This is a genomic window from Xanthomonas arboricola pv. juglandis (assembly GCF_001013475.1).
In the GTDB taxonomy this organism is placed as follows: domain Bacteria; phylum Pseudomonadota; class Gammaproteobacteria; order Xanthomonadales; family Xanthomonadaceae; genus Xanthomonas; species Xanthomonas arboricola.
Genome location: NZ_JZEF01000002.1, coordinates 123,755 through 140,312, shown reverse-complemented (window position 1 = coordinate 140,312; position 16,558 = coordinate 123,755). Strand labels below are relative to the sequence as shown.

The window sequence follows — 16,558 nt, the reverse complement described above, 5'->3', positions numbered from 1 at the left end:
CCGTTAGCTCCACAACACGGGCGCAGGCGGCAGGAGCCGCATCGCACCGTGGGAAAAGGGGGATAGCCCGGAAATTATACCAGTCGGCCCACCTACGCCGCCGACGGCTACGCGGAGGGCGTCAGCACGGCCACATTGCCGTGTTCCACGTGGAACCGGTGCAGCAGTTTGCCGGATTCGGCCAGGCCGGGCAGCATTTCGGTTGCGGTGATCAGCACCTGCGCCGGTGCGGACGCCAGGCGGTGCAGCACACGTGCCTGGTGGTGGCGGTCCAGCTCCGAGCCCAGGTCGTCCAGGGCGATCACCGGCCATTCGCCGCGCTCGTAGGCGAAGTCTTCGGCCTGCGCCAGCAGGCAGGCGAGGGCGGTGAGCTTTGCCTGGCCGCGGGAGAGCGCATCCTTGCCCGGCAATGCATCGAAGGCAGGCGCCCAATCGGCTCGGTGCGGCCCTTGCGAGGTGTAGCCGTTCTGGCGATCACGCTCGCGTGCCAATAGCAGCGCGTCGGCCAACGACACCTCATGGCGCTTCCAGCCCGGTGCGAACGTCAGCGCGGACAGCCCGAGCGACGGGGCGATTGCGGTGGCGACCGGAATCAGTCGCTCCTGCAGGCGCTCCAGATAGCGAAGGCGACGCGATGTCAGCGTTTCGCCGGATTCGGCGAGCTCGTGATCCCAGGCATCGAGCATGCGCGGTTGTGCGCCCTGCTTGAGCAAGGCATTACGCTGTTTAAGCGCTCGCGCGTAGCGCCGCCACAGCGCCAGGAAGTCAGGTTCCACGTGGAACAGTCCCCAATCGAGGAAGCGCCGCCGCGGCTCACCGCCGCCACTAATCAACACATGGCTGCCGGGCTCGAAGGTCACGACAGCCAGCGCGGCACACAAGGCGCCCAGCTGGGCGACATCTTCGCCATCCAGCCGGCCGGTCCATTCCTGGCCGCTGTGGCGCAGGCCCGCCCGCCGCGTGCGTTCCCCGGTCGCGGCGGTTCTTTCGCGCCACTCCACGAAGACTTCCAGATCGCCGGCGCCTTGCTGGATCAGCCCGTCACGTACACGGCCACGAAAGCTGCGGCCGTAGGCCATCAGATGCAACGCTTCCAGCACGCTGGTCTTGCCCGCGCCGTTATCGCCGGTCAGCAGGTTCAAGGAACTGGCGGGATGGAGGTCGACGGTCTCGAAACGACGAAGTCGATGGATGGACAACCGCACTACGTGCATCGATCGGTCTGCTCTGCGCTGTGATCCGGCTTCCCGGTCGGAGCGGAGGATACGTGATCGATGCGGATCCTGCCCGTGCAGACGTGAAGCGACCCAAGGGACAGGCAGAGGACAACCTGTGGATAAAAAGTAGACCCAAGCAACCGCCCCCGCTTATCCACAGGTTGTCGCTCCCTCTACAGGGTTCTAAACACAGGGTTTCGAGACCTAAAAGTAATTTAAAAACAAGCACATAGGGTAGTTTCCGGCGAAATCTGGCCCTACTATCACCACCAAGCTCTTAAATTATGTATAGATTTAAAAGCAAAGCGCGATGTGCATAACTCAAAAACCGGTTTGAGAACGCGCAAGTTCAGACGTAGCTGTCGTCCTGGCTCGGATCGAACCACTTCGCTTTTGATGAACTGGTTCAGACTAATTCCAGTGCGGGTTACTTCGCTGGACGACAAACCGCAGCGCGCATGACTACTGAATCTCACTGGAGCTGCGACAAAGCCAGCTTTCCCAACGTTGGTTGGTGACCCGAGGAAAAGCAAGTTGTTCCACGTGCATGCCTTGGACCTGCCCATAGGGTCTTCGTAGCTCGACAGGTCCCGTGTAGGTTGCCCACTTGCGCGGAGCACACCGATTTCAGGTGGTACGTTCATTGAGCGAGACAGCTCACTGATCCTTGGGGCTACCTCGAATCACAGATTGGCCAAGCATCCATGCCGGCGACAGCAGCGCACCAGGCTCATGCCACTTTTTTGATATCGCTCTTCTTCCAACTCACGCCCGTCAATCCAAGCAAACGAACCAGTGCGCTTGTCCGGTCGTTGAAGTCTGACTACCCGGGAGTAGCGTCCATCGAACCGTCCCTGGCTTGGTAATAGTGCGGCGCTGCTACTCCGAGGATCCTGCCCGAAGGCAGAGCAGCTCCGGCTAATGCACCAGAGCAGCTTGGTACCTAACCAGTGCAGAGCGGATGCCCAGAGACGCTCAAGCCTCCCAAAGCCTTACACCGCAACGACTTCAGCGCTCTCGATCTTCAAAACGAAAAAGCCCGGCTGTCGCCGGGCTCTTCGTGTTCCACGTGGAACGCGGTGTCAGAGGCGCAGCGGCATCACCACATGGCGCGACTTCTCGCTGCTGGCTTCGCGCACCAGTGCCGACGAGTTCGCATCGCGCAGCTGAATGACTACGTGCTCGTCGCGCAGTGCAGACAGCGCGTCCAGCAGATAGTTCACATTGAAGCCGATCGCCAGGTCGTCGACCTTGGTGTCGGCTTCGATCTCTTCCTGCGCTTCTTCCTGCTCAGGATTGTGCGCGCTGATCTTCAGCTGACCTGGTGACACTTCCACCCGCACGCCGCGGTACTTCTCGTTCGACAGGATCGCCGCACGTTGCAGCGATGCGCGCAGTGCCTCACGGTCAACCTTGACCTCGCGGTCGGCGCCGATCGGAATCACCGCCTCGTAATCCGGGAAACGGCCGTCGATCAGCTTGGAGGTGAAGGTCACATCGCCACGCTTGACGCGGATATGGCTACGACCGACTTCCAGCTCCACTTCGCGGTCTGCCGCTTCCAGCAAGCGCAGCAACTCGGTTACGCCCTTGCGCGGCACGATGATCTGGCGCTTGGCACCGCCGGATTTCTCCAGCTCGGTCTCGCACAGCGCCAGACGGTGGCCGTCGGTGGCCACGCAACGCAAAAGACCCTCGCGCAGGTCGAACAGCAAGCCGTTGAGGTAATAGCGCACGTCCTGCTGGGCCATGGCGAACGCGGTGCGCTCGATCAACTCCTTCAACGCCGCCTCTGGTACTGCAACGCGCTCGGTGGCTTCGACTTCGTCCACCGACGGGAAATCGTTGGCAGGCAGCGTGGCCAGGGTGAAGCGGCTACGCCCGGCTTGCACCGTGACCTTGTCGCCGGTCTGCGAGATGGTGACGCGGCTGCCGTCGGGCAGGGCACGCAGGATGTCGAACAACTTGCGCGCCGGAATCGTGGTTTCGCCGTCCTGCGCGTCTTCCACCATCGTGCGCGAGATCATTTCCACTTCCAGGTCGGTACCGGTCAAGGAGACCTGCCCGTCCTTGACCTGCACCAGCAGATTGGCCAGAACCGGCAGGGTTTGACGGCGTTCGACCACATTGACCACCTGGGCCAATGGTTTGAGGAAGGCTTCGCGCTGCAGTGTAAAACGCATGTGGTTCCGTGCCCCTATGCTTTAAAAGATAATGGAATAAATCAAAAGCTTGGTGGTGATGGTAGGGCCGTTTTCAGCGGATAACCACCATAACTGTTTGTTTCCAAAGACAAATTAGCGCCTGAAAGTCGTTGGACTAGTGCCCCTGGTCTGGCGGTAAAACCTGTGGATAGTTTTCCGCCCGACCTGCGAGGCAACGTTATCCACAGATTCTCCCGCATTTGACCCCAACGTTTCCACGCTTTTCTCCAAGCGGGCGGTCAAGACCGTTGCCGGCTTACTCGCTGAGCTTGCGAATCAGCTTTTCCCAGTCCTCGCGCAGCTTGCCGTCGGCCTCCATCAGCGTGCGGATCTGCCGGCAGGCATGCAGCACGGTGGTGTGGTCGCGGCCGGCGAAGGCGTCGCCGATCTCCGGCAGGCTGTGTTCGGTCAGCTCCTTGGCCAGCGCCATCGCCACCTGGCGCGGACGCGCCAGCGAGCGGGTGCGCCGCTTGGAGAGCAGGTCCTTCATCTGCAGGCCGTAGTAGTCCGCCACGGTCTTCTGGATGTTGGGGATGCCGATCGCCTGCTGCTGGGCGCGCAACAGGTCGCGCAGCGTCTCCTGGGCAAATTCCACCGTGATCGAGCGGCCGGTGAAGTTGGCGCGTGCCACCAGCGTGTTGAGCGCGCCTTCCAGGTCGCGCACGTTGGAGCGCATCTTCTTGGCGATCAAAAACGCCACGTCGTCCGGAATCTCGGCGCCGCGCTCGCGCGCCTTGGCCAGCACGATCGCCGCGCGGGTCTCGAAATCGGGCGGATCGATCGCCACCGACAGGCCCCAGGCCAGGCGCGACTTCAGCCGCGGCTCCAGGCCTTCAACCTCGCGCGGGTAGCGGTCGCAGGTCAGAATGATCTGCTGGCGGCCATCGAACAGCGCGTTGAAGGTGTGGAAGAACTCCTCCTGCGTGCGGTCCTTGCCGGCGAAGAACTGGATGTCGTCGATCAGCAGCGCATCGATCTGCTGGAACTGGCGCTTGAACTGGTCCATCGCCTTGTCCTGCAGCGCCCGGATCATCGCGCTGAAGAACTGTTCCGAGCGCAGATACATCACCTTGGCGGCCGGATTGGCCTGGCGCAGCGCGTTGCCGGCGGCAAACATCAGGTGGGTCTTGCCCAGGCCAGTGCTGCCGTACAGCAGCAGCGGGTTGTGGGCGCGGTCACCCGGCTTCTGCGCGGCCTGGATCGCGGCCGCCAGACCAAGCTGGTTGCTGCGGCCCTCGACGAAGTTGGCGAAGGTGTAATGCGAATCCAGATTGCCGGCGAACGGCACGATCGGCGCGGCAACCGGTGCGCTGGGCGCGGCCATCGGTGCCGGCTGCGGTTCCGGCGCACGCGGGCGCGAGCCGACCGCCAGCGCCACTTCGCCGTTGCCGACGAAATACGCCACCAGTTCGCGGATGCGCGGCAGGTAGCGCTCGCGGACCTGGTCGACGATGAAGGCGTTCGGCGCATACAGCACGATGCTGTCGCCGCGGTCTTCGGCTTGCAGGGGTTTCAACCAGGTGTGGACGTCCTCGGGCGGGAATTCGGCTTCGAGACGTTCCAGACAGCGGGGCCAAGCATCCATCAAAGTATGATCATCTGTTGCTGGCTGCGGCGCGCAGAAAAGCGCCGTGCTCGCAGCCCGGTAGTGAAAAGAGGATGCGCCAGACTAGCACCGAGGACAGGGTTTTCCCAGACTTATTCACAGGTCCATCCACAGGGCTTGACCGCCATCACCTCAGCTAGCGTCTCTGGGGAGTTGACCCGGCCGCTGATGGCCCTATAGAATTGCCGGTTCTATTCGTCTCCATTCATGCAGAGGGCCCCATGGCCACCAAGCGTACTTTCCAACCCAGCAACCTCAAGCGAGCACGCGACCATGGCTTCCGCGCACGTATGGCAACCGCCGACGGCCGCAAGATCCTGGCTCGCCGCCGCGCCAAGGGCCGCAAGCGCCTGAGCGCTTGATTGCCGCGCCGCTCCCTGCGGCCGAGGCAGTCCCTAACGTGAACGCATCGGACCCGTGCAGGCGATTTCCTCGCTCTGCGCGGGTTCGTACGCGTGCGCAATATACGGTCGTTTTCGATACTGCACGTCGTACCTCGGACCCGTTGCTCAGCCTGCACTGGCGGACCGGCGATACGCCGCCGCGCCTGGGCATGGCGGTGTCGCGCAAGGTCGATACCCGTGCGGTGGGACGTAACCGGATCAAACGCGTGTTGCGCGATGCCATGCGGCATCTGCTGCCCGAGCTTGCCGGCGGCGATTACGTGATTGTGGCGCGCTCCGCAGCCGCAAAGGCGACCAATCCACAGATTCGCGACGCCTTCCTGCGTCTGCTGCGCCGTGCCGGCGCATTGCCCCTGCCTGCTGCGCCCGGCACAATGCCGCCCGCCAGGACGATGCACCCATCCTCCCTTTCCCCGACAGAGCCGGAACCCAGTTCCGACTGAGCGAGTTGCTGCCCGATGAACCAGACCCGTGTTTTCCTGATTTTTGCCTGGCTGATGGTCGCGGCGCTGCTGTGGATGGAGTGGGGCAAGGACAAGGCGGCCGCCAATGCGCCGGTGGTTGCGGCAACGCAGTCGGTGCCGGCTGCGCGCGATCTGGACACAGCGGCACCGGTGGCCAATGTGCCAGCGGCCCAGGCCATCCCGCAGGCGGGCGTGCCGGGCGCTGTCCCGGCGACCAGCACGACTGCCGCGACGCCGGCCGCTGCCGGTGCTGCGCCGGTGATCACCCTGACCTCCGACGTGCTGCGCCTGAAGCTGGACGGCCGCAGCGTGCTCGACGCCGAGCTGCTGCAGTTTCCGCAGACCAAGGACGGCACCGCGCCGGTCAGCCTGCTGACCGAAGACGCCGCGCATCCTTATAACGCCACCAGCGGCTGGGCCAGCGAGCATTCGCCGGTACCCGGCGTGGGCGGCTTCCGCGCCGAACAGCCGGGCACCGCGTTCGAACTGGCCAAGGGCCAGAACACCCTGGTGGTGCCGTTCGTGTGGAATGGCCCCAACGGCGTGTCGATTCGCCGCACCTTCACCCTGGAACGCGGTCGCTATGCGATCTCGATCAAGGACGAGGTAATCAACAAGAGTGGCGCGCCGTGGAACGGTTACGTGTTCCGCAAGCTGAGCCGGGTGCCGACCATCCTCAGCCGCGGCATGACCAACCCCGATTCCTTCAGCTTCAACGGGGCGACCTGGTACAGCCCGCAGGAAGGTTACGAGCGTCGCGCGTTCAAGGACTACATGGACGACGGTGGCCTCAATCGCCAGATCACCGGCGGCTGGGTGGCGCTGCTGCAGCACCACTTCTTTACCGCGTGGATTCCGCAGAAGGACCAGGCCTCGCTGTACGTGCTGAACCAGGACGGCCCGCGTGACGTGGCCGAACTGCGTGGACCGGCCTTCACCGTGGCGCCGGGCCAGACCGCGACCACCGAAGCGCGCCTGTGGGTGGGCCCGAAGCTGGTCAGCCTGATCGCCAAGGAAGACGTGAAGGGGCTGGACCGCGTGGTCGACTACAGCCGCTTCTCGATCATGGCCATCATCGGCCAGGGCCTGTTCTGGGTGCTGAGCCATCTGCACAGCTTCCTGCACAACTGGGGCTGGGCCATCATCGGCCTGGTGGTGTTGCTGCGCCTGGCGCTGTATCCGTTGTCGGCCGCGCAGTACAAGTCCGGTGCCAAGATGCGCCGCTTCCAGCCGCGCCTGGCGCAGCTGAAGGAGCGCTACGGCGACGATCGCGTCAAGTACCAGCAGGCGACGATGGAGCTGTTCAAGAAGGAAAAGATCAACCCGATGGGCGGCTGCCTGCCGCTGCTGATCCAGATGCCGATCTTCTTCGCGCTGTACTGGGTGCTGGTGGAATCGGTGGAACTGCGTCAGGCGCCGTGGCTGGGCTGGATCCAGGATCTGACCGCGCGCGATCCGTACTTCATCCTGCCGGTGCTCAACATCGCCATCATGTGGGCCACGCAGAAGCTGACCCCGACCCCGGGCATGGACCCGATGCAGGCCAAGATGATGCAGTTCATGCCGCTGGTGTTCGGCGTCATGATGGCCTTCATGCCGGCCGGCCTGGTGCTGTATTGGGTGGTCAATGGCGGCCTGGGTCTGCTGATCCAGTGGTGGATGATCCGCCAGCACGGCGAGAAGCCGAGCAAGATCATCCAGGCCAACGCCAAGTAAGCGCAGTTGCACAGAGCCCGCCGCAAGGCGGGCTTTCTGCATGTCGCCGCAGTTGCTGTCTGCCCTGTTGTCTTCATCGCCAAGGACGCCGTCGTGATGTCATCGCCGCTGTATCGCCTGTTGCTGTGCGCCGGTTGCGCCGGAATGCTGGCGATGGCCGGCTGCGGCAAGCAGACCGCCGGCGAGGCAGCGTCTGCTGCCAGCACCGCTGCGCCGGCCGCCGCTGGTGCGCCAGCCGAAACCGACAGCGACGACGCACGCGCACTGATCGCGCAGCTGCGCGAGCAACTGGACCGGCATCGCCGCATCATCGTGTTGCTGGCCGATGCCGATGCCCAGACGCCACGCGATCGCGCCACCTCCAGCAGCGTGGGACAGCAGCTGTTCCATGAAAACCTCCAACAGCGCGAACGCATCGCTGCGCGATTCGAGACGGTGCTGACGTCGAACGCAGCGCGTCGCTTCGCGACGATCGCCACGGTGCTGGACGAGATCGAATCGGCATCGGATCTCTACGATGCCGACCGCCTGGCGTTTGCCGAAGTGTTGCGCGACCTGCACGCACGCATTGGCCGCGATTCGGCACTGCCGGCGGTGAAGCTGCATCAGCGCATCGGCGAGGATCTGGAAGCGCTGGACGAGATCGAGCGCAGTTACAACAAGGAACTGACGCAGATTTTCAGCCGCTTCGATCGCAGCCGCGCGATCGTGCCCAAGCGCGAGAAGTGGGACGACTACGTGGCGCATCTGCGCAGCCTGTACACGCGCGAAAAGATCCTGCGCGATCATGGCGTGGTGGAGCCGTACCCATTTTCCGCACGCGACAGCGACAGCGAAATCTTCGGCCGCGACCTGCCGCCCAAGACGGTGGTGCTGACCTTCGACGATGGCCCGCACAAGGCCTATACCGAAGAGATCGTGGCCATTCTCAAACGCTACGACGTGCCGGGCGTGTTCTTCGAAGTGGGCCGCAACCTGGCAGCCTGGACGCGCAGGGCAAGCCGACACTCGCGCCGTTATCCAAGATCAGCCATGCGCTGATGGAAGAAGGTTATGCGGTTGGCAACCACAGCCTCACCCATGCGCAGTTGTCCAAGACCACCGGCGATGCATTGCGCAGCCAGGTGCTGGATACCGATACGTTGTTGCGTGCGGTGGACGACAAACGTGCGCCATTGTTCCGGTTTCCGTATGGGGCGCGCAATGCCGAAGGCTTGCAGCTGCTGGGCGAGGCGGGTTTGAAGTCGATCATGTGGAACATCGATTCGATGGACTGGGCCGACCCGGTGCCCGAGTCGATCGTGCAGCGCGTGCTCGACCAGGTGAACAAGGAGCAGCGCGGCATCGTGTTGTTCCATGACATCCACGACCGTGCAGTGAAGGCGCTGCCGCAGATCCTGGATCGCCTGATCGCCGACGGCTACCAGTTCGCCGGCTGGAACGGCCGCGAGTTTTCGGTGGCGCACGCGCCCAGCGCGGCGGCCGAGGCGACCGTGACCACCGGCTACGCCAACTCCTGGGCGATCGTGATCGGGATCGACGACTACGCGCACTGGCCCAAGCTCGAATATGCCGCCAACGACGCGCAGGCCATCGCCAGCACCTTGACCGGCCCGTTGGGATTTCCGTCCTCGCAGGTGGTCGTGCTCAAGAACGGGCAGGCCACGCGCAACAATATTCTTGCGGCGTTCCACGATCGCCTCGGCGAGGGACGCGCGCAGGCCAACGATCGCGTGTTCGTGTTCTTCGCCGGGCATGGCGCCACGCGCCGGCTGGCATCCGGGCGCGACCTGGGCTACATCATTCCGGTCGACTCGGATCCGCAACAGCTGGCCAGCGATGCGATCGCAATGAGCGACCTGCAGAACATCGCCGAAAGCCTGCAGGCCAAGCATGTATTGTTCGTGATGGATGCCTGCTACAGCGGACTGGGCCTGACGCGCGGCGGGCCGACGTCCAGCGCCTACTTGCGCGAGAACGCACGACGCATCGCCCGCCAGATGCTCACTGCCGGCGGTGCCGATCAGCAAGTGGCCGACAGCGGCCCGAACGGGCATTCGGTGTTTACCTGGGTGCTGCTGCAGGCGCTGGCGGGCAAGGGCGACCTCAATGGCGACGGCCTGATCACCGGCACCGAACTGGCGGCCTATGTCGCACCGGCGGTGTCGGCAGTGTCGGCGCAGACCCCGGCATTCGGCAGCCTGCCCGGCTCGCAGGGCGGCGAGTTCGTGTTCCAGGTACCGAGCGGCGAGGAGTTCCTGACCGCCGGCACCGCGCAGCTGTCTGCCGATGCGATCGCACTCAACGGACGCGTGGATGCGGCGCGTCCTGTCGCCCCGGCCAGCGGTGCTGCAACAGCTGCGGCGCCGGTGACGGTGAAGACATTGCAAGGTGGCGAAGCCAGGCTGGTATTGCCGACGGCGGTGAAGAGCAGCGACCGCCAACGCGCGCAGCTGGCCAACGAACGCGGCCTGCAGTTGTACAAGGAAAAACGCTACGCCGAAGCGGCCGAGCAGTTTGCCGAGGCCTTGAAGCTGCGTCCGGACTTTGCCTTGGCCGCCAACAACCTGGGCTTTGTGTACTACCGCCAGGAACGCTTTGCCGAATCGGCGCGCTGGCTGGAAAATACCTTGAAAATCGATCCATCGCGTGCGGTGGCCTATCTCAATCTCGGCGATGCCTACGCAAAAGCCGGTGATCGCGACAAGGCGCGCAAGGCCTATTCCACCTACCTGGAATTGCAACCGCAAGGCAGCGGCGCCGCGCAGGCGCGTACGCAGTTGCAATCGCTGTGATTCACGGCGGCTGACGCATCGGTGCGAACAGTCGCCAGGAGCACGCGTGCCGCGATGGAGGCGTTGATACACCAGGGACCCGGGCATCGGCACGATGCCGCTGCCGGTCGCGCAGTCGCTGCATCGCCGCGCTTGTCTTCTTCAATCCACCTCAGAGCAATGCCGATGTCGTCTTCCACTTCTACCATTGTTGCTATCGCCAGTGCTGCAGGAGCCGGTGGGGTGGGGATCGTACGCCTGTCCGGGCCGCAGGCGGCGCAGATCGCCGCCGGGCTGGGCGTTGCGCAGTTGCAGCCACGGCAGGCACGCTACGCGCGCTTTCGCGATGCGCAGGACGAGGTGATCGACGATGGCATCGCCTTGTGGTTTCCGGCGCCGCGCAGCTTTACCGGCGAAGACGTGGTGGAGCTGCAGGGACACGGCAGCCCGGTGCTGTTGCGGCAGCTGGTGGCGCGTTGCATTGCACTGGGTGCGCGGCAGGCACGCGCGGGCGAGTTCAGCGAGCGTGCCTTTCTCAACGGCAAACTCGATCTGGCGCAGGCCGAAGCCATCGCCGATCTGATCGCCGCCGGCGACCTGCGTGCGGCACGTGCCGCGCGCAGATCCTTGGACGGTGTGTTTTCGCAACGTGTCGATGCGCTTAGCGACAGCCTCACCCGGCTGCGTATCCACGTGGAAGCGGCGATCGACTTTGCCGACGAGCCGCTCGATACGCTGGGCGGGGCGCAGGTGCGCGACGGGCTACAGCAGGCGCGCGCACTGCTGGCGCAACTGCTGCGCGATGCCGAGCGCGGGCGCAAGTTGCGCGACGGCCTGCACGCGGTGCTGATCGGCCCGCCCAATGCCGGCAAGAGTTCGTTGCTCAATGCATTGGCCGGTAGCGAGCGTGCCATCGTCACCGATGTCGCCGGCACCACCCGCGACACCTTGCAGGAAGCCATCCAGCTCGATGGCTTCGAACTCACGTTGGTCGACACCGCCGGCCTGCGCGAGGGCGGCGATGCGATCGAGCGCGAGGGCATGCGTCGCGCGCGTGCGGAGTTGCAGCGCGCCGACCTGGCGCTGGTGGTACTGGATGCACGCGACCCGCAAGCCGCGCGCGATGCGATCGGCGATGCCATCGATGCGGTGCCGTTTCAGCTGTGGATCCACAACAAATGCGATCTGCTGGCCGGCCCCGCAGCGCTCGATCGCGACGCGGTCGCGGTCTCGGCGGTGACCGGGCAGGGACTGGAGCAGTTGCACGTCCGGTTGCGCGAGCTCGCGCTGGGCGATGGAGCGGACAGCGTGGAAGGCGAATTCTCCGCACGCACGCGGCATGTCGAGGCATTGCGCCGCGCCGAACAGCATGCAGACGCAGCGGATCTGGAGCTGGGCTTCGAACAACTCGAACTGGCCGCCGAAGAATTACGCCTGGCACAGGAAGCACTCGGCGAGATCACCGGCAAGCTGAGCGCCGACGAATTGCTGGGCAAGATCTTTTCGAGTTTTTGTATCGGCAAGTGATGCGGCGCGGCACCACGTGCAGCGATGAATGCAGCATTCGTCAAATAAAAATCCGGCCTCTCACGAGGCCGGACATCGCATGTAAGGCACGGATACTGCGAGTTAGAAGTCGTAGCGAGCGGTCAACCGGAACGAACGAGGCGTCTGATAGTTCTGATCGTTCAAATAGTTCGGGCTGATCACATCGCGAGACGCTTCACTGAACTCGTTGTACTCGGTGACGCGGTCATTGTTGAACAGGTTGAAGACATCCAGCTTGATACGCAGCTTGTTATCAGCCCAGTTCGGCATGTACACCGCAGCTAGGTCGAACGTCCAGGTCCAGGGTGTCCGCCCCTCATCACCACGCTGACGCAGCACACGCGTGCCTTCAGCATCCAAGCAATAGAAACTTGAACCACTGTAGTTGGTCAGCGTGCCTTGGTCGGGCTGCGGGATGTCGTCCAGCGGGATATAACCTTGGCAATTGACCGGACGGCCGGACTGCAGAATCAGGTTGCCGCCGAGCTGCCATTCCGGTGTGAGCGCGTAAGCGCCGAACAGCTTGAGTGTGTGCTGGCGATCGTTGGGTGTCGGCCCGTAGGTGCCGTCGGTGAACAGACGGTGGTCGAAGTCCTGCGTTAGGCCCGGATCTTCCTGCTCCAATGTGGAATTGACGTAGCCCTCCACATTGCCGCGCGTTCTGGCAAATGTATAGGAGCCCTGGAAATTGAATTTTTCCCCGGTGCGCTCCCAGAAGAACTCCAGTGCGGTGTGAATGCGCCGGTACTCGGGAAGGCCGAGATACGAGGCTGGCAGGGTTGCCAGTTCCACTTCACCATCGCCGTTCAAGTCGACATTGATGGTGACGTCGCTACCCGGATTCAGGAAGTAGCAGCTCGGGACCGAACTCGGATCAAAGTCGGTAAAGCCATTGTCTGCGGCCCAATCGATCCACGGGTTGGTCGTGCAGGTATCGTCCATGCCCGATTTCACTTCGCGGCGGATCATACGTGCGCCCGCCATCCAGTTTTCCGTCAGCTGCAGTTGCCCACCCAGAATCACCTCGTCCTGATACATGGGCGAAAGATTGGTGGATGCAACCGAAGCCGGGTTTGGCGCAACCAGCGAGCCGTTGGTCTGAGTCGCACCGATCTGGGCGCCCTGGCCGACCGGTGTGCCGTCTGCTTCACTCCAGCCGTTGACGAAGTACCAGTTGGAGACCGTGGATTCGGCACCCGTTGCACGGATGCTTGAGTTCGTGGCGACAGGAATGTAGTACCGACCGGCGGTTCCGAACAGCTTCAAGCTGGCATCGCCGAGCACGTCCCACGAGAAACCAAGCCGTGGCGCGAGTTTGTAATCCGATTCTACCCAGGCGATACCGTCGCCGTTCTTGTTCTCGAACTTCTCCCCGCGCAGACCAAGCACGGCGAGGAAGTTTTCCGTCACTCGCCAATTGTCTTCGACATAGAAGGCGCTGTTGATGTTTTCATAGGTGGAGCTGCTGGTCTGATAGACACGGGAGCGCGCGTAAAGCGCACCACGTGGTACCAATTGACCATTCACTGTCCGCCCCGGCTGGCCAGCAAAAGCGCCAGTGGCCACGGCATTGCCAGGAACCGTGTAATACGCCCAGTTGATTCCGCCGGCGTAGGTCTGACCGCGATGACTGGACTCGTACTTTTCCTGGTCCACACCAAAGCGCACGCGGTGGTCGCCCAACACCCACTCGCCATCAACGCGAAATGCCTTGCGGATGTCCTCGTCCGGCTCAGCATTGCGATCGGCAACCGTTGAGATCGTGCCAGGGTTACAGCCGATGTAGCGATCGACCACGCTGGTAGTCAGGCCGAAGCTGTAGGCCCACGGACACTCACTGCCGGCCGGATCGGTCGGCAGGCGTGAGTCAATGAGGTTGCTCAGATAGCCGTATTGCGCCGACAAGGTGAAGTTATCAGTGAAATAGCCGGTGTATTTGAGGATGCCGACCTTGCCGCCGTTTTCCATCTCGTACTGTTCGATCGGTGCTTCGTGTCGACCGACGTTGTAACGGCTCTCGCCGTTGGCGTCCGGGTTGTATTCGTAGGTGCTGTACTTGGTTTTGGCCTGGTTGTAGATGCCGGTGAACTCCACCAGGTTGCTGTCGTTGATGTACCAGTCGAGTTTGACCAGACCTTGCGGCGTGGTGTCGCGCCGACGTTCGCTGTTGACCGATCTGAAAATATCGATCGTTTCGTTGCGGCCCTCGGCCATGGCGAAGAAGAACAATCTGTCCTTGATGATCGGACCACTCGCATACGCCGAATAGATGGTGCTGTCGAACTGGTTGTCGCTGCGATATTGGTAGAGCGGATCCGCAGCATCCGGATCACGGTCACGCACGTTCTTGCCCTTGGCAGCCCCCCAATCCGGAGCCCACTCGACGCTGCCACCGTAATGCCAGTCATTGGAGCCGGACTTGGTCACGATGCTTACAATGCCGCCCAGCGAGCGACCGTACTCGGCCCCATAACCACCGGTCTTCACCTGCAGCTGCGCGATCCCCTGGAACGGCACATTGGCGAACGACAGGAACGTACGCATGTTGGTGACGTCGAAGCCGTTGATGTAATAGCCATTTTCGGCCACTGAGGAGCCACCGAACGAAGCAAGATTGCCGTTGCCGAGACCGTTGTCGCCCAGGCCGCCATCGCCTCTGGTGGCACCAGGAGCCAGCAAGGCAACCGAGGAAACGTCGCTGGCCACAGGCAGCGAGATCATCTGTTCGGCCGTGAATACCGTGGTGGATTCCACCGAGGACACGTCGATGGGATTGAGCGCGCGTGTACCCACCACATTGATCCTGTCCAACTCGGTGGTTTGCTTCCCGAACAGCACCTGCGAGCCGCTACCGACCTTGACCTCGACCTCGCGGGTGACCCCGTCTGCGGTGATCACATATCTGCCCGGAGGCAGCTGACTGAAGGTGAATCGGCCATCGGCAGCAGCGGTGGCCGAGCGGCTTACACCCGTCTGGGGGCTTTGGATGGCAATGGTGCTGCCAGGCTCCACGCTACCGAAGATGGAGCCAACCGCGCTCTGTGCTTGCACACCACCGGCAACGCACATGCTCAGCGCAATGCTCAACGCGCTGCGTGTGATGTTCTTCGACAAAGACCTACGAACCCCTGGACGTGTCATTCCTCTCTCTCCTGATGAAGTACCGTCACAACGACTGCAAACCGTAGAACCCAACTGCATTGCCGCAGTTGAGGGGGGGGAGCCTCTTCGAAGGGAGCCGACCAGCCCAGCTCGTCACTTTCCTGAAGGGTGTCTGAAGATTAACCCAAGATTTACGGCCGTGTCATTTTTTGGGAACTTTTTCGTGAAACAGGGCTTACGGACCAGGACTTGCTGATCCGTTTCGTGTAATGGCTGCTGGTCCGGTTGAATACGGATGTCGTCCGCGTCCGGGGTCCTGTACAGGCGACAGGTACTCGCTCTCCCAATAGTCATGAGCTCACCGATCAGCTAGGCGCAGCTAAATTGCGAAAGGGTCTTTACAGTGCGGGCGGCAGTGAGACGACGATTGCCGTGAACGTGCCAGCGCCACGCTGGATACACGGGTGCACGTCCGACACTCTCTGTACTGCGCGAGGTCAGCAACAGCCCGCAGGCGGAGTCATCCTGCTGCTACATCACACCCGGCAACACCGTCTGCAACGCCGCGTTCTCGGCATCGCATGCTGGCGATGCAGCGGCGGTGGCAGGTCGCTTCGCACGTGCCTTGTCGATCTCGCGGCGCGCAGCGGCTAGATCCTTTTGGAACTCGGGGTTGTCGTGCAGGGCGGCGACGGTGGCGGCGCCCATGATGCGGCCCTGCAGGACGTCACTCTGCCAGTGCACGTTGCAGACCAGGCGGCTGTCGCCGAAGGCGCGGCCGCGGGCGAGCAGGGCGTCGCGCTGGGCGGGTGCCAGCTCGGCCAGGATCAGGCCCCAGCTCCAGCCGATCGCGGTGTGGCCGGAGGGGTAGGAGCCGTTCTTGCGCAGCGCCGCGTCGTCGTCGGGCGTGCACATCGGCTGGTCGTTGCGCATGAACGGGCGTGGCCGCTGGTAACGGGCCTTGGCTGCGCTGGTGCTGGTGCTGGCGTCGCGCATGCTGCGTTCGAGCAGGCGCAGCAGGTGCGGGGTGTGCGCCTGGTCGATCTGGATGCCGAGCGCGCAACTGAAGTGATTGGCGGCCGCCGGGAAACTCAGCGCAGCATCCTGTGTGGCCAGGTCCCAGCGCGGTGTGCCGCGCAGGGCGAGCATGGATGTGGCGATGGCCTGATCGTTGGCGAGCGCGGCGCTGCCGTCCTGTGGCGGTGGCGGTACCAGGCGCAGGCTGTCGGGCACCTGTGCTTTTTCCAGGTAGCCATGTGCATCGGTGGCGATCACCGAGCCTGCCGTGGTCACCTTGTCGCGCGCGCTCGCACTGCCGCATCCCACTGCCAACACCGCGATGGCGACGCTGGTCAGCGTCCGGGAACAAGCGCGAGCAATGCGATCGGACATGGAGCAACCCTCGGACAACACAGATGGATGAGTGCGCAGATTACGACGCGCAGATGACATCTGCATGCCAGCGCAACGCAGCTGCGGCGCGGAATGCGCAGCCGCTGTCGCAGCACTGTCATGTCCCGGTC

At 63.2% G+C, this 16,558-nt stretch carries 9 protein-coding genes and 1 pseudogene; 5 read left to right on the top strand and 5 right to left on the bottom strand.

The features are described from left to right. Positions 1–107: 107 nt before the first annotated feature. The 3 genes from recF to dnaA all read right to left on the bottom strand — a co-directional run bounded on the left by recF (position 108) and on the right by dnaA (position 5,006). Positions 108–1,214 carry a DNA replication/repair protein RecF gene (gene recF, locus XARJCFBP2528_RS05990; protein ID WP_026064174.1) on the bottom strand — a complete coding sequence of 369 codons (1,107 nt, stop codon included), beginning with the start codon at positions 1,212–1,214 and terminating at the stop codon, positions 108–110. A gap of 1,085 nt (positions 1,215–2,299) precedes the next feature. After that, positions 2,300–3,400, bottom strand: coding sequence for a DNA polymerase III subunit beta (gene dnaN / locus XARJCFBP2528_RS05985; protein ID WP_016901842.1), 1,101 nt, complete (start codon positions 3,398–3,400; stop codon positions 2,300–2,302). 277 nt (positions 3,401–3,677) lie between these two features. After that, entirely contained in the window at positions 3,678–5,006 is a 1,329-nt protein-coding gene (gene dnaA / locus XARJCFBP2528_RS05980; protein ID WP_016901843.1) for a chromosomal replication initiator protein DnaA, read from the bottom strand. A 242-nt stretch (positions 5,007–5,248) separates the two neighbouring features. Between dnaA and rpmH the strand changes: the two genes are divergently transcribed. From rpmH to mnmE, 5 genes and pseudogenes are all read left to right on the top strand, one after another. After that, complete coding sequence (rpmH, locus tag XARJCFBP2528_RS05975) at positions 5,249–5,389, top strand: 50S ribosomal protein L34 (protein ID WP_002805908.1); 141 nt, start codon at positions 5,249–5,251, stop codon at positions 5,387–5,389. Positions 5,390–5,427: 38 nt separating this feature from the next. After that, entirely contained in the window at positions 5,428–5,874 is a 447-nt protein-coding gene (rnpA, locus tag XARJCFBP2528_RS05970; RefSeq protein ID WP_026064175.1) for a ribonuclease P protein component, read from the top strand. Between the two features lie 15 nt (positions 5,875–5,889). Beyond that, on the top strand, positions 5,890–7,611 hold the full coding sequence (gene yidC / locus XARJCFBP2528_RS05965) for a membrane protein insertase YidC (protein ID WP_047124503.1): 1,722 nt from the start codon (positions 5,890–5,892) through the stop codon (positions 7,609–7,611). A gap of 93 nt (positions 7,612–7,704) precedes the next feature. Next, a pseudogene (locus XARJCFBP2528_RS05960) lies at positions 7,705–10,406 on the top strand (polysaccharide deacetylase family protein). 165 nt (positions 10,407–10,571) lie between these two features. Continuing rightward, on the top strand, positions 10,572–11,912 hold the full coding sequence (mnmE, locus tag XARJCFBP2528_RS05955) for a tRNA uridine-5-carboxymethylaminomethyl(34) synthesis GTPase MnmE (protein WP_026064176.1): 1,341 nt from the start codon (positions 10,572–10,574) through the stop codon (positions 11,910–11,912). Between the two features lie 102 nt (positions 11,913–12,014). Here mnmE and XARJCFBP2528_RS05950 read toward each other — a convergent pair whose 3' ends face one another. Then, positions 12,015–15,047 carry a TonB-dependent receptor gene (locus tag XARJCFBP2528_RS05950; protein ID WP_016901847.1) on the bottom strand — a complete coding sequence of 1,011 codons (3,033 nt, stop codon included), beginning with the start codon at positions 15,045–15,047 and terminating at the stop codon, positions 12,015–12,017. A 519-nt stretch (positions 15,048–15,566) separates the two neighbouring features. Then, positions 15,567–16,427 carry an acid phosphatase gene (locus tag XARJCFBP2528_RS05945; RefSeq protein ID WP_016901848.1) on the bottom strand — a complete coding sequence of 287 codons (861 nt, stop codon included), beginning with the start codon at positions 16,425–16,427 and terminating at the stop codon, positions 15,567–15,569. Between the last annotated feature and the right edge of the window lie 131 nt (positions 16,428–16,558).

Excerpts from the sequence above, each read along its gene's own strand:
- dnaA (WP_016901843.1), bottom strand. The coding sequence starts at position 5,006 with ATGGATGCTTGGCCCCGCTGTCTGGAACGTCTCGAAGCCGAATTCCCG.
- dnaN (WP_016901842.1), bottom strand. The coding sequence starts at position 3,400 with ATGCGTTTTACACTGCAGCGCGAAGCCTTCCTCAAACCATTGGCCCAG.
- recF (WP_026064174.1), bottom strand. The coding sequence starts at position 1,214 with ATGCACGTAGTGCGGTTGTCCATCCATCGACTTCGTCGTTTCGAGACC.
- mnmE (WP_026064176.1), top strand. The coding sequence starts at position 10,572 with ATGTCGTCTTCCACTTCTACCATTGTTGCTATCGCCAGTGCTGCAGGA.
- rpmH (WP_002805908.1), top strand. The coding sequence starts at position 5,249 with ATGGCCACCAAGCGTACTTTCCAACCCAGCAACCTCAAGCGAGCACGC.
- yidC (WP_047124503.1), top strand. The coding sequence starts at position 5,890 with ATGAACCAGACCCGTGTTTTCCTGATTTTTGCCTGGCTGATGGTCGCG.
- XARJCFBP2528_RS05945 (WP_016901848.1), bottom strand. The coding sequence starts at position 16,427 with ATGTCCGATCGCATTGCTCGCGCTTGTTCCCGGACGCTGACCAGCGTC.